This is a genomic window from Streptomyces sp. NPDC039736, from assembly GCF_055596485.1.
The window spans coordinates 132,601-145,898 of record NZ_JBVIUQ010000011.1 but is presented as its reverse complement, the minus strand read 5'-3'; the positions used below and the strand labels follow the sequence as shown (position 1 = coordinate 145,898).

At 70.3% G+C, this 13,298-nt stretch carries 10 protein-coding genes; all 10 read right to left on the bottom strand.

The features are described from left to right. Nucleotides 1–124 precede the first annotated feature (124 nt). Genes nuoN through nuoE form a run of 10 tightly spaced genes read right to left on the bottom strand, consistent with a single transcriptional unit; the run spans nt 125 to nt 13,291 of the window. Nucleotides 125–1,789 carry an NADH-quinone oxidoreductase subunit NuoN gene (gene nuoN, locus ACZ56L_RS29660; protein WP_345229004.1) on the bottom strand — a complete coding sequence of 555 codons (1,665 nt, stop codon included), beginning with the start codon at nt 1,787–1,789 and terminating at the stop codon, nt 125–127. Then, nucleotides 1,786–3,360: an NADH-quinone oxidoreductase subunit M gene (locus ACZ56L_RS29655; RefSeq protein ID WP_401756848.1), complete on the bottom strand. Its 1,575-nt coding sequence runs from the start codon at nt 3,358–3,360 to the stop codon at nt 1,786–1,788. The genes nuoN and ACZ56L_RS29655 overlap by 4 nt, the downstream gene beginning before the upstream one ends. A 5-nt stretch (nt 3,361–3,365) precedes the next feature. Continuing rightward, entirely contained in the window at nt 3,366–5,312 is a 1,947-nt protein-coding gene (nuoL, locus tag ACZ56L_RS29650; RefSeq protein ID WP_468686376.1) for an NADH-quinone oxidoreductase subunit L, read from the bottom strand. A gap of 15 nt (nt 5,313–5,327) precedes the next feature. Further along, a complete protein-coding gene (gene nuoK, locus ACZ56L_RS29645; protein ID WP_189554133.1) occupies nt 5,328–5,627 on the bottom strand; it encodes an NADH-quinone oxidoreductase subunit NuoK in 300 nt (99 codons plus the stop codon). After that, entirely contained in the window at nt 5,624–6,463 is an 840-nt protein-coding gene (locus ACZ56L_RS29640) for an NADH-quinone oxidoreductase subunit J (protein WP_345229007.1), read from the bottom strand. The genes nuoK and ACZ56L_RS29640 overlap by 4 nt, the downstream gene beginning before the upstream one ends. Beyond that, a complete protein-coding gene (nuoI, locus tag ACZ56L_RS29635; RefSeq protein WP_345229008.1) occupies nt 6,460–7,110 on the bottom strand; it encodes an NADH-quinone oxidoreductase subunit NuoI in 651 nt (216 codons plus the stop codon). The genes ACZ56L_RS29640 and nuoI overlap by 4 nt, the downstream gene beginning before the upstream one ends. Beyond that, entirely contained in the window at nt 7,103–8,476 is a 1,374-nt protein-coding gene (gene nuoH, locus ACZ56L_RS29630) for an NADH-quinone oxidoreductase subunit NuoH (RefSeq protein WP_345229009.1), read from the bottom strand. Before nuoH ends, nuoI begins: the two co-directional genes overlap by 8 nt. Beyond that, nucleotides 8,473–11,019: an NADH-quinone oxidoreductase subunit G gene (locus ACZ56L_RS29625; protein WP_468686375.1), complete on the bottom strand. Its 2,547-nt coding sequence runs from the start codon at nt 11,017–11,019 to the stop codon at nt 8,473–8,475. Before ACZ56L_RS29625 ends, nuoH begins: the two co-directional genes overlap by 4 nt. Continuing rightward, nucleotides 11,016–12,389, bottom strand: a complete 1,374-nt coding sequence (gene nuoF, locus ACZ56L_RS29620; protein WP_345229012.1) for an NADH-quinone oxidoreductase subunit NuoF — start codon at nt 12,387–12,389, stop codon at nt 11,016–11,018. Before nuoF ends, ACZ56L_RS29625 begins: the two co-directional genes overlap by 4 nt. Then, on the bottom strand, nt 12,386–13,291 hold the full coding sequence (nuoE, locus tag ACZ56L_RS29615) for an NADH-quinone oxidoreductase subunit NuoE (RefSeq protein ID WP_471067549.1): 906 nt from the start codon (nt 13,289–13,291) through the stop codon (nt 12,386–12,388). Before nuoE ends, nuoF begins: the two co-directional genes overlap by 4 nt. Nucleotides 13,292–13,298 lie beyond the last annotated feature (7 nt).

Here is a 13,298-nt window from a genome sequence, read left to right as displayed (position 1 = left end):
GTTCCCCCGTTTCCGTGTCGCCACCTCCACCACGGTAGGGGCACGCACCGACAACCGGGACCAAAAGCCGCCGCCCGGCACCCCTCGAAGGGCGCCGGGCGGCGGTGACACACCGTGACGGCCGTTACCTGACGAAGACTCCCGCCTGGTTGGCCAGGTCCAGGAAGTACTGCGGGGCGACGCCGAGCACCAGCGTCACCGCCACGCCCACCCCGATCGCGGTCGTCGTCAGCACCGACGGCACGGCGACCGTGGGGCCGTCCGCCTTCGGCTCGCTGAAGAACATCAGCACGATGACCCGGATGTAGAAGAAGGCCGCGACCGCCGAGGACAGCACACCGACCACGACGAGCACTCCCGCGCCGCCCTCCGCCGCCGCCTTGAAGACCGCGAACTTGCCCGAGAAACCGGAGGTCAGCGGGATGCCCGCGAAGGCGAGGAGGAACACCGCGAAGACGGCGGCCACCAGCGGGGAGCGCCGGCCGAGGCCGGCCCACTTCGACAGGTGCGTCGCCTCGCCGCCCGCGTCGCGCACCAGCGTGACCACGGCGAACGCGCCGATCGTCACGAAGGAGTAGGCGAGCAGGTAGAAGAGGACGGACGAGATGCCGTCGGGGGTGGCCGCGATGACACCGGCGAGGATGAACCCGCCGTGCGCGATCGAGGAGTACGCCAGGAGCCGCTTGATGTCGGTCTGGGTGATGGCCACGACGGCGCCGCCCAGCATGGTGACGATGGCGATGCCCCACATCACCGGCCGCCAGTCCCAGGTGAGGCCCGGCAGCACGACGTACAGCAGGCGCAGCAGCGCGCCGAAGGCCGCGACCTTCGTGGCCGCGGCCATGAAGCCGGTGACCGGGGTCGGGGCGCCCTGGTAGACGTCCGGGGTCCACATGTGGAACGGCACCGCGCCGACCTTGAAGAGCAGGCCCATCAGGAGCAGTGCCATGCCGATCAGGAGCAGCGCGTCGTTGCCCATGGTCCCGGCGAGCGCCGGGGAGATCTGCTGGGCGGTGCCGTCGACCACGTCGGCGATCTTCGCGTACGAGACGGAACCGGCGTACCCGTACAGCAGCGCGATGCCGAACAGCAGGAACGCCGAGGAGAACGCGCCGAGCAGGAAGTACTTCACGGCCGCCTCCTGCGACATCAGCCGCTTGCGGCGGGCGACGGCGCACAGGAGGTACAGCGGGAGCGAGAAGACCTCCAGCGCGATGAAGAGCGTCAGCAGGTCGTTGGCGGCCGGGAAGGCGAGCAGTCCGGCGATCGCGAACAGGGCGAGCGGGAAGACCTCAGTGGTGGTGAAACCGGCCTTGACCGCGGCCTTCTCCGCGTCGCTGCCGGGCACCGCCGCCGCGTCGGCCGCGAAGGAGTCCACGCGGTTGCCGTGCGTCTCCGGGTCGAGCTTGCGCTCGGCGAAGGTGAAGACGGCGACCAGCGAGGCCAGCAGGATCGTGCCCTGGAGGAACAGGGCCGGGCCGTCGACCGCGATCGCGCCCATGGCCGCGATGTGCGCCTTGGTGGTGGCGAACCCGCTGGCCGCGAGCCCGACGATCGCCGCGAAGGCGGCCGCGATGGCCACCACCGACAGGAAGAGCTGGGCGTAGTAGCGGCCCTTGCGGGGGACGAACGCCTCCACCAGGATGCCGAGCACCGCCGCGCCGACGATGATCAGGATCGGCGAGAGCTGGGCGTACTCGATGGTCGGGGCGTCGAACTTCAGCCCGGAGCCGGGAGGAGTGTCGGCCGCCAGAGTCGCCCACAGGCTGTGGACGGATGCTGCGCTCACTTCGCGGCCTCCACTTCGGGCTCGGGGTCCTGCTTGTTCACGTCGCTCATGGTGTGGGTGATGGCCGGGTTGACGATGTCGGTCAGCGGCTTGGGGAAGACGCCGAGCCCGATCAGCAGCACGATCAGCGGGACGACCACGGTCAGCTCGCGGGCCTTGAGGTCCTTCATCCCGCTGACCTCGGCCTTCACCGGGCCGGTCATGGTGCGCTGGTAGAGCACCAGGACGTACAGCGCGGCGAGGACGATGCCGGTGGTGGCGATGATCCCGACGACCGGGTAGGCCGCGAACACGCCGACCAGGACCAGGAACTCACTGACGAAGGGCGCGAGGCCCGGCAGTGAGAGCGTCGCGAGACCGCCGATCAGGAAGGTTCCGGCGAGCACCGGGGCCACCTTCTGCACCCCGCCGTAGTCCGCGATGAGCCGCGACCCGCGCCGGGAGATCAGGAAGCCGGCGACCAGCATCAGCGCGGCGGTCGAGAGGCCGTGGTTGACCATGTAGAGCGTCGCGCCGGACTGGCCCTGGCTGGTCATCGCGAAGATGCCCAGGATGATGAAGCCGAAGTGCGAGATCGACGCGTACGCGATCAGGCGCTTGATGTCGCGCTGGCCGACCGCGAGCAGCGCCCCGTACACGATGCTGATCAGCGCGAGGACGAGGATCGCGGGCGTCGCCCACTGGCTGGCCTCCGGGAAGAGCTGGAGGCAGAAGCGCAGCATCGCGAACGTGCCGACCTTGTCGACGACCGCCGTGATCAGGACGGCGACCGGCGTGGTGGCCTCCCCCATCGCGTTCGGCAGCCAGGTGTGCAGCGGCCACAGCGGGGCCTTCACCGCGAAGGCGAAGAAGAAGCCGAGGAAGAGCAGGCGTTCGACGGTGGTCGACATCTCCAGGCCGCCGTTGGCCCGGAGTTCGGCGATCTCGGAGAGCGAGAAGGTGCCGGTGACCGTGTAGAGCCCGATCACCGCGGCCAGCATGATGAGGCCGCCGACCAGGTTGTAGAGCAGGAACTTCACCGCCGCGTACGACCGCTGGGTGGCCGCCGCCTCGTCCGTGCCGCTGTGCGCCCGGTCGCCGAAGCCGCCGATGAGGAAGTACATCGGGATGAGCATGGCTTCGAAGAAGATGTAGAAGAGGAAGACGTCGGTGGCCTCGAAGGAGATGATCACCATCGCCTCGACCATCAGGATCAGCGCGAAGAAGCCCTGGGTGGGGCGCCAGCGCTTGTTGTCCTTCGATTCCAGAGGGTCGGCGTCGTGCCAGCCCGCGAGGATCACGAACGGGATCAGCAGCGCGGTCAGCGCGATGAGCGCGACCCCGATGCCGTCGACGCCCAGTTCGTAGCGGACGCCGAAGTCCTTGATCCAGGCGTGCGACTCGGTGAGCTGGTAGCGGTCGCCGCTGGGCTCGAAGCGGACGAGGACGATCGCGGCCAGCACCAGCGTGCCCAGGGAGAACAGCAGCGCCAGCCACTTGGCGGCCGTGCGGCGGGCGGCCGGCACGGCGGCGGTGAGAACGGCACCGGCCGCCGGGAGGACCGCCGTCGCGGTGAGCAGGGGAAAGGACATCGTGATCAGACCGCCCTCATCAGCAGGGTCGCGGCGATGAGGATCGCCGTACCGCCGAACATCGAGACCGCGTACGAACGGGCGTAGCCGTTCTGGAGCTTGCGCAGCCGGCCCGAGAGCCCGCCGACCGAGGCGGCGGTGCCGTTGACCACGCCGTCGACGCCCTTGTGGTCGAGGTAGACCAGCGAGCGGGTGAGGTGCTCGCCGCCGCGGACCAGGACCACGTGGTTGAAGTCGTCCTGGAGGAGGTCGCGGCGGGCCGCCCGGGTGAGCAGCGAGCCGCGCGGGGCGACCACCGGAATCGGCTTGCGGCCGTACTGGACGTACGCGGCGGCCACGCCGAGCAGCAGGACCGTGATCGTCGCGCCCATGATGACGGGCACGGAAATCGGGGGGTGCGGGTGCTCGAACTTGGTCACCGGGGCCAGCCAGTTGACGAACCGGTCGCCGATGCCGAAGAAGCCACCGGCGAAGACCGAGCCGAAGGCGAGCACGATCATGGGGATCGTCATGGACTTCGGCGACTCGTGCGGATGCGGTTCGCTGTGCGCGCCGTGCGTCTCGGCGGCGGGCTCCACGTCCGGCCGGTCCGGGGAGGCGGTGGCCCGGTTGCGCCAGCGCTCCTCGCCGAAGAAGGTCATCAGCATCACGCGCGTCATGTAGAACGCGGTGAGTCCGGCGCCCAGCAGGGTGGCCGCGCCCAGGATCCAGCCCTGGGTGCCGCCCGCGGCGAACGCCGCCTCGATGATCTTGTCCTTGGAGAAGAAGCCGGAAAGGCCCGGGAAGCCGATCAGCGCCAGGTAGCCGAGGCCGAAGGTGATGAAGGTGACCGGCATGTACTTCCGCAGGCCGCCGTACTTGCGCATGTCGACCTCGTCGTTCATGCCGTGCATCACGGAGCCCGCGCCGAGGAAGAGCCCGGCCTTGAAGAAGCCGTGCGTCACCAGGTGCATGATCGCGAAGGCGTAGCCGATCGGGCCGAGTCCGGCCGCGAGGATCATGTAGCCGATCTGCGACATGGTCGATCCGGCGAGCGCCTTCTTGATGTCGTCCTTGGCGCAACCGACGATCGCACCGAACAGGAGCGTGACCGCGCCGACGACGGTGACCACCAACTGGGCCGTGGGGGCCGCGTCGAAGACCGCCCCGGAGCGGACGATCAGGTACACGCCCGCCGTCACCATGGTCGCGGCGTGGATCAGGGCCGAGACCGGGGTCGGGCCCTCCATCGCGTCGCCGAGCCAGGACTGGAGCGGCACCTGCGCCGACTTGCCGCACGCGGCGAGCAGCAGCATCAGCCCGATCGCCGTCAGCTTGCCCTCGCTCGCGCCCTCCGCCGCCCCGAGCACCGGCCCGAAGGCGAAGGTCCCGAAGGTGGTGAACATCAGCATGATCGCGATCGAGAGGCCGATGTCGCCGACCCGGTTGACCAGGAACGCCTTCTTGGCCGCCGTCGCCGCGCTGGGCTTGTGCTGCCAGAACCCGATGAGCAGGTACGAGGCGAGGCCCACGCCCTCCCAGCCGAAGTACAGCAGGAGGTAGTTGTCGGCGACGACCAGGAGCAGCATCGCGGCGAGGAAGAGGTTCAGGTAGCCGAAGAAGCGCCGGCGGCGCTCGTCGTGCTCCATGTACCCGATGGAGTAGACGTGGATCAGGGTGCCCACGCCGGTGATCAGCAGGACGAAGGTCATCGACAACTGGTCGAGCTGGAAGGCGATGTCCGCCTGGAAGTCCGCGACCGGCACCCAGCTGAACAGCTTCTGGTGCAGGGCGCGGTCGCCCGCGTCCTTGCCGATCATGTCGGCGAAGAGGACGGCGCCGATCACGAAGGAACCGGCGGCGAGCAGGGTGCCCAGCCAGTGGCCGATCTTGTCCAACCGGCGGCCGCCGCACAGCAGTACGGCCGCTCCGAGCAGTGGCGCCGCTACGAGCAGCGCGATCAGGTTCTCCACGATTCTTTGCGCCCCTTACAGCTTCATCAGGCTGGCGTCGTCGACCGAGGCCGAGTGGCGGGACCGGAACAGCGACACGATGATCGCCAGGCCGACCACGACCTCGGCGGCGGCGACGACCATCGTGAAGAAGGCGATGATCTGGCCGTCGAGATTGCCGTGCATCCGGGAGAACGCGACCAGTGCCAGGTTGCAGGCGTTGAGCATCAGCTCGACGCACATGAACACGACGATGGCGTTGCGCCGGATCAGCACTCCTGCCGCGCCGATGGTGAACAACAGCGAGGCGAGGTACAGGTAGTTGACCGGGTTCACTTGGCCGCCTCCTCTTCGCGACGCGACGGGCGACGCTCCGCGTCGTCGCGTCCCAGGCGCTCTTCCGAGCGCTGCTCCAGGGCCTTGAGGTCGCTCAGCGCCTGGGCCGACACGTCCCGGACCTGGCCGCGCTCGCGCAGCGTCTGCATCACGGTCAGCTCGGACGGGGTGCCGTCGGGGAGCAGACCGGGGACGTCGACCGCGTTGTGCCGGGCGTAGACGCCGGGGGCGGGCAGCGGCGGGAGGTGCTTGCCCGCGCGGACGCGCTGCTCGGACAGTTCCCGCTGGGTCTTGGCGCGCTCGGTGCGCTCGCGGTTGGTGAGGACCATCGCGCCGACCGTGGCGGTGATCAGCAGGGCGCCCGTGATCTCGAAGGCGAAGACGTAGTCCGTGAAGATCAGCTCGGCCAGCCCCTGGACGTTGCCGGCCGCGTTCGCCTGGCCGAGTCCGTTGAACTCCTTGATCCCGGCGTTGCCGATGCCCGCGATGAGCAGGATTCCGAAGCCGACGCCGCATCCGGCGGCCAGCCAGCGCTGCCCCTTCAGCGTCTCCTTGAGCGAGTCGGCGGCGGTGACGCCGACCAGCATGACCACGAACAGGAACAGCATCATGATCGCGCCGGTGTAGACGACGATCTGGACGATGCCCAGGAAGTACGCCCCGTTGGCGAGGTAGAAGACCGCCAGGATGATCATGGTTCCGGCGAGGCACAGCGCACTGTGCACGGCCTTCTTCATCAGGATCGTGGCCAGCGCGCCGACGACGGCCACCGTGCCCAGGATCCAGAACTGCACGGCCTCGCCCGTGGACGCGGCGGCAGCGAGGGTGTGGCTCATGCCCCCACCACCTTGCCGGCGGCGGGCTCGTCCTCGCCGAAGGTGGAGGCGCCCTCCTGGGGCCGCTCCTGCCTGCTCAGCGGGACCTGCCGGACCGTGCCGGGCGCGGCCTCGGTGACCAGCCCCCGGTAGTAGTCCTGCTCGTCCGTGCCCGGGAAGACCGAATGCGGCGCCTCGACCATGCCCTCGGTGAGCCCGGCGAGGAGCTGGTCCTTCGTGTAGATCAGGTTCTCGCGGCTGCTGTCGGCCAGTTCGAACTCGTTGGTCATCGTGAGCGCCCGGGTGGGGCACGCCTCGATGCACAGCCCGCACAGGATGCAGCGGGCGTAGTTGATCTGGTAGACGCGGCCGTACCGCTCGCCCGGGGAGTAGCGCTCCTCCTCGGTGTTGTCCGCGCCCTCCACGTAGATGGCGTCGGCCGGACAGGCCCAGGCGCACAGCTCGCAGCCGACGCACTTCTCCAGGCCGTCGGGGTGCCGGTTGAGCTGGTGACGGCCGTGGAAGCGCGGCGCCGTCACCTTCGGCGTCTCCGGGTACTGCTCGGTCAGCCGCTTCTTGAACATGGCCTTGAAGGTCACGCCGAAGCCGGCCACGGGGTTCTGCCAGGGGGTCCGGGGGTCTTCGCCCCGGGACGACGCGTCAGACACCGTCAGCCTCCTTTCCGTCACTCTCAGTAGCAATGCCCTCAGTGTGGCCGCCGCCACTGACAACGAGCTCCCGCTCCTGCCGGGACCGCCTGCGCGGCACCGGTGGCAGGGTCTGTCCGGGCAGCGGAGGCACCGGGAATCCCCCGGCCATCGGGTCGAACGCGGCCTTGTCCTCCCTCTCTTCGGGCCCTTCGTGCTTCGAGCGCCGGAACATCTCCCACACGTACGAGACCAGCAGTACGGCGAGGACCGCCCCGGCGACGTAGAAGACGATCGACCGGAACTCGACGCCCTCGCGGGTCAGCGCCCGCATGGTCGCGACCAGCATCAGCCAGACCACCGAGAGCGGGATGAGGACCTTCCAGCCCAGCTTCATCAATTGGTCGTAGCGCACCCGGGGCAGCGTGCCGCGCAGCCAGATGAAGAAGAACAGCAGCAACTGCACCTTGAGGACGAACCAGAGCATCGGCCACCAGCCGTGGTTCGCGCCCTCCCAGAAGGAGCTGATCGGGTACGGGGCCCGCCAGCCGCCCAGGAAGAGGGTGACCGAGACCGCCGAGACGGTGACCATGTTGACGTACTCGGCCAGCATGAACAGCGCGAACTTGATCGAGCTGTACTCGGTGTTGAAGCCGCCGACCAGGTCGCCCTCGGACTCCGGCATGTCGAACGGGGCGCGGTTGGTCTCGCCGACCATGGTGACGACGTAGATCAGGAAGGACACCGGCAGCACGATGACGAACCACTTGTCGTGCTGCTGCGCCACGATCTCCGACGTGGACATCGACCCCGAGTAGAGGAAGACGGAGGCGAAGGCCGCGCCCATGGCGATCTCGTACGAGATCATCTGCGCGCACGAGCGGAGACCGCCGAGCAGCGGGTACGTCGAACCCGACGACCAGCCCGCCAGCACGATGCCGTAGATGCCGACGGAGGCGACCGCGAGGATGTAGAGCATCGCGATCGGCAGATCGGTGAGCTGCATCGACGTCCGGGTGCCGAAGATCGAGACCTCGTTGCCGGGCGGCCCGAAGGGGATCACCGCGATCGCCATGAAGGCGGGGATGGCGGCGACGATCGGGGCCAGGACGTAGACGACCTTGTCGGCGCGCTTGACGACCAGGTCCTCCTTCAGCATCAGCTTCACGCCGTCGGCGAGCGACTGGAGCATGCCCCAGGGGCCGTGCCGGTTGGGGCCGATGCGCAATTGCATCCAGGCGACGACCTTGCGCTCCCACACGATGGAGAACAGCACGGTCACCATCAGGAAGGCGAAGCAGAAGACCGCCTTGATCGCGACGAGCCACCAGGGGTCCGTGCCGAACATGGACAGGTCTTCGGCCGCCAATGTGTACGCCGTCGTCATGCCGTCACCTCCGTCGGAGCGGTTTCGGCGCTCGTCGCGGGCTTCGCGGGCGCGAGGGCGACCAACTGGCCGGGGCGGGCCCCGGTGTCGGAGAGGACGCCGCCGCCCACCGAGTTCAGCGGGAGCCAGACCACCCGGTCGGGCATCGCGGTGACCTGGAGCGGCAGTCGTACGGTTCCGGCCGGGCCGGTGACGGCCAGCAGGTCGCCGTGCTGGACGCCGGTCTCGGCGGCGGTGGCGGCCGACAGCCGGGCCACGGCCGCGTGCCGGGTGCCGGCCAGCGCCTCGTCGCCGTCCTGGAGACTGCCCTGGTCGAGCAGCATCCGGTGGCCGGCGAGGACGGCCTCTCCGGCGCCCGCTCGGGGAAGCGGCCGGAAGGCCTCCAGCGGAGCGGAGGCGTACGGTCCGTCCCAGGCGCCGAGCCGGTCGAGCTCGCGCCGTACGGACTTCAGGTCCGGCAGCGCGAAGTGACCGTGCCGGTCGGCGCCCCCGACGGAGGCCATGGCGTCGGCCAGCATGTGCAGCACCCGCGCGTCGCTCGGCGCGAGCGTGCGCGTCATCTGCTCCGGCTTCAGCGCCGCCTCGAACATCCGCGCCCTGCCCTCCCAGTTGAGGAAGGTGCCGGGCTTCTCGGCGACCGCCGCCACCGGGAAGACGACGTCGGCCCTGGCGGTGACCTCGCTGGGCCGCAGCTCCAGCGAGACCAGGAAGCGCACCTCGTCCAGCGCCTCCCGCGCACGCGCGGGGTCCGGCAGGTCGGCCGGGTCGACGCCCGCGACGACCAGGGCGAGGAGTTCGCCGGTCGCGGCGGCCTCCACGATCTGGCCGGTGTCGCGCCCGTACCGGTGCGGGAGTTCGGCCACCCCCCACACGGCGGCGACCTCCTCGCGCGCCCGGGGGTCGATCGCGGGACGCCCGCCGGGCAGCAGCGACGGGATCGCGCCCGCCTCGACGGCCCCGCGCTCACCGGCCCGGCGCGGGATCCACACCAGTTCGGCGCCGGTCGCCGACGCGGTCCGAACGGCCGCGGTCAGCGCGCCCGGCACCCCCGCCAGCCGCTCACCGACCACGATCACCGCGCCGGGCTCGCGCAGCGCGTCGGCGGCGCGGACCGCGTCGGCGGTGTCCAGTCCCGTGCGCCCGGCCAGCGCGTCGAGCCACTCGGTCTCGGTGCCGGGGGCCGCGGGCAGCAGCGTGCCGCCCGCCTTCTCCAGACCGCGGGTGGCGTGCGAGGCGACGGCGAAGGTGCGCTGGCCGTGCTTGCGGTGGGCCTTGCGCAGCCGCAGGAAGACGCCGGGCGCCTCCTCCTCGGACTCGAACCCGGCGAGCAGTACCGCCGGGGCCTTCTCCAGGGTGGTGTACGTCGTTCCCGTGCCGTCGAGGTCGCGGCCGCGCCCGGCGACGCAGGCGGCCAGGAAGTCGGCCTCCTCGCTGCTGTGGACGCGGGCGCGGAAGTCGACGTCGTTGGTGTCCAGGGCGACGCGGGCGAACTTGCCGTACGCGTAGGCGTCCTCGACGGTGAGGCGGCCGCCGGCCAGCACACCGGCGCGGCCACGCGCGGCCGCCAGCCCCTCGGCCGCCGCCGCCAGGGCCTCCGGCCAGCTCGCGGGCTCCAGCTCACCGGTGTCGGCGTTGCGCACGAGCGGGGTCGTCAGCCGGTCGGGCCGCTGGGCGTACCGGAAGCCGAAGCGGCCCTTGTCGCACAGCCACTCCTCGTTGACCTCCGGGTCCTCGGCCGCCATGCGCCGCATGACCTTGCCGCGCCGGTGGTCGGTGCGGGTCGCGCAGCCGCCGGCGCAGTGCTCGCAGACCGAGGGCGAGGACACCAGGTCGAACGGGCGGGAGCGGAAGCGGTACGCGGCGGAGGTGAGCGCGCCCACCGGGCAGATCTGGATCGTGTTGCCGGAGAAGTACGACTCGAACGGGTCGCCCTCGCCGGTGCCGACCTGCTGGAGCGCGCCGCGCTCGATCAGCTCGATCATCGGGTCGCCCGCCACCTGGTTGGAGAACCGGGTGCAGCGCGCGCACAGCACGCACCGCTCGCGGTCCAGGAGCACCTGGGTGGAGATCGGGACGGGCTTCTCGTACGTCCGCTTCCTGCCCTCGAAGCGGGAGTCGGGGTCGCCGTGCGACATGGCCTGGTTCTGCAGCGGGCACTCGCCGCCCTTGTCGCAGACCGGGCAGTCCAGCGGGTGGTTGATCAGCAGCAGTTCCATCACCCCGCGCTGCGCCTTGTCGGCGACCGGGGAGGTGAGCTGCGACTTGACGACCATGCCGTCGGTGCAGGTGATGGTGCAGGAGGCCATCGGCTTGCGCTGGCCCTCGACCTCGACGATGCACTGGCGGCAGGCGCCGGCCGGGTCGAGGAGGGGGTGGTCGCAGAACCGGGGGATCTCGATGCCGAGGAGTTCGGCGGCCCGGATGACCAGGGTGCCCTTGGGGACGCTGATCTCGATGCCGTCGATGGTCAGGGAGACGAGATCCTCCCGGGGGACCGCCGCCTCGCCGCCCCCGGAGGGCGCGCTGTCTGTCGTGACGGTCATGCGTTCACCTCCGTGTTTTCGGCGTGCCGGTCGGCCCACAGGGTCGACTTGGCGGGGTCGAAGGGGCAGCCCTTGCCGGTGATGTGCTGCTCGTACTCCGCGCGGAAGTACTGGAGCGAGGAGAAGATCGGCGAGGCCGCACCGTCTCCGAGCGCGCAGAAGGACTTGCCGTTGATGTTGTCGGCGATGTCGTTGAGCTTGTCGAGGTCGGACATCCGGCCCTTGCCGGCCTCGATGTCGCGCAGCAACTGCACCAGCCAGTACGTGCCTTCGCGGCAGGGCGTGCACTTGCCGCAGGACTCGTGGGCGTAGAACTCGGTCCACCGGGTGACGGCGCGCACCACGCACGTCGTCTCGTCGAAGCACTGGAGGGCCTTCGTCCCGAGCATGGAGCCGGCCGCGCCCACCCCCTCGTAGTCGAGCGGTACGTCCAGGTGCTCGTCGGTGAACATCGGGGTGGAGGAGCCGCCCGGCGTCCAGAACTTCAGCCGGTGCCCGGCCCGCATCCCGCCGCTCATGTCGAGCAGTTGGCGCAGGGTGATCCCCAGCGGGGCCTCGAACTGGCCCGGGTTGGCGACGTGCCCGCTCAGCGAGTACAGCGTGAAGCCCGGGGACTTCTCGCTGCCCATCGAACGGAACCAGTCCTTGCCCTTGTTGAGGATCGCGGGAACCGACGCGATCGACTCGACGTTGTTGACGACAGTGGGACAGGCGTAGAGCCCGGCGACCGCGGGGAAGGGGGGACGCAGCCGGGGCTGGCCGCGACGGCCTTCGAGCGAGTCGAGCAGGGCGGTCTCTTCTCCGCAGATGTACGCGCCCGCCCCCGCGTGCACGGTGAGTTCGAGGTCGAGTCCGCTGCCGAGGACGTTCGTGCCGAGGTAGCCGGCCGCGTACGCCTCCCGCACGGCCTCGTGCAGCCTGCGCAGCACGGGGACGGTCTCTCCGCGCAGGTAGATGAAGGCGTGGTTCGAACGGATCGCGTAACACGCGATGACGATGCCCTCGATGAGGCTGTGCGGGTTCGCGAAGAGGAGCGGGATGTCCTTGCAGGTCCCCGGCTCCGACTCGTCGGCGTTGACGACGAGGTAGTGCGGCTTCCCGTCGCCCTGCGGGATGAACTGCCACTTCATCCCGGTGGGGAACCCGGCGCCGCCCCGCCCGCGCAGACCGGAGTCCTTCACGTACGCGATGAGGTCGTCCGGGGTCATGGCGAGGGCCTTGCGCAGGCCCTCGTACCCCTCGTGCCTGCGGTAGGTCTCCAGCGTCCAGGACTTCGGGTCGTCCCAGAAGGCGGAGAGGACGGGCGAGAGCAGCTTCTCGGGGCTGTCCCCGTTGCCGTTGCTGTTGATCTCGGCTGCCAAGGTCATCACTCCCCCTCCTCGGACGAGGGTCCTGCCGGGTGCTGCTCGGGTGCCGCGGCCGGGTCGGAGGCCGAGGTGGGCTGGGGGGCGTCGTGCGAGCTGAGGTGCTCGGAGCCCGGCTGGGGCGCGTCCTGCTTCTGCGCGCCCGGCTGGGGCGCGTCGTGCTTGGGCGCGTCCTGCTTGGGCGCGTCCTGCTTGGGCGCGTCCTGCTGGTGCTCGCCGCGCGGCGCCACGACGCGGGGCTGGCCGATCGCCTCGCCCTTGGCGAGCCGGAGGCCGAGCAGCGAGGCGTGCCCGGCGCCGCCGGAGGCCTCCACCGCGCCGGGGCGCTCGTCGGGGAAGCCGGCCAGGATGCGGGCGGTCTCCTTGTACGAGCACAGCGGGGCGCCCCGGGTGGGCTCGACGGGCCGGCCGGAGCGCAGGTCGTCGACGAGCTTCTTCGCCGACTCCGGGGTCTGGTTGTCGAAGAACTCCCAGTTGACCATCACCACGGGGGCGTAGTCGCAGGCGGCGTTGCACTCGATGTGTTCGAGGGTGACCTTCCCGTCGCCGGTGGTCTCGTTGTTGCCGACCCCCAGGTAGTCCTTCAGCTCCTCGAAGATGGCGTCGCCGCCCATCACCGCGCACAGGGTGTTGGTGCAGACGCCGACCTGGTAGTCGCCGGACGGCTTGCGCCGGTACATCGTGTAGAAGGTGGCGACGGCGGTGACCTCGGCGGTGGTCAGGCCGAGCACCTCCGCGCAGAACCGCATGCCGGTGCGGGAGACGTACCCCTCCTCGGACTGCACGAGGTGCAGCAGCGGCAGCAGCGCGGAGCGGCTGTCGGGGTAGCGGCCGATCACCTCCTTCGCGTCCGCCTCCAGGCGGGCCCGGACCTCGTCCGGGTAGGCGGGGGCGGGCAGTTGGGGCATGCCCAGT